This is a genomic window from Solihabitans fulvus, assembly GCF_008386585.1.
Lineage (GTDB): Bacteria > Actinomycetota > Actinomycetes > Mycobacteriales > Pseudonocardiaceae > Solihabitans > Solihabitans fulvus.
In genome coordinates this window covers 1-510 of sequence record NZ_VUOB01000089.1, presented here as the reverse complement: position 1 = coordinate 510, position 510 = coordinate 1, and the positions used below count along the sequence as shown (strand labels likewise).

Sequence of the window (510 nt, the reverse complement as noted above, 5' to 3'; positions counted from 1 at the left end):
TGTACAGCTACGAGCTGTGGAAGGCTGCGGCTCAGACCGGGGCGGCACTGGTGTGGCGGGTCAGGACGGATCTCGAACTGCCGGTGCTGTCGGTCCTGCCCGACGGGTCCTACCTGTCCGAGGTCGGTGATCCGCAGCAGAAGCGCCACAACCGTGAACACGAAAGGAAACGTCGCGCCAGTGGCGTCGCTGTCGATTACATCCAGGTCCGGGTCGTCGACTATGAGATCCCGAATCGGGACGGCAGGGAAGAGTTCATCCGCCTGGTCACCACAATCTTGAAGCCAGTCGAGGCGTCGGCCGCAGAACTCGCTGCCGTCTACCATGAACGCTGGGAAGAGGAATCGGTATTCGATGAAATCGAGACTCATATTCGTGGTGGCTCGGACGTCGTGTTGCGGTCGAAGCACGCCGAAACGGTCCGCCAGGAAATATGGGCGTTGCTGCTGGTTCACTACGCGATACGGCATTTCATGACCGAAGCGGCAGAGCAGGCCGATATCGACACCG

General features: G+C 60.6%; 1 protein-coding gene. It reads left to right on the top strand.

Annotated elements, in window-relative coordinates; translation table 11 throughout:
* The coding region (locus F0L68_RS42895) for a transposase (protein ID WP_497857832.1) at positions 1–510 on the top strand (510 nt) is incomplete at both ends.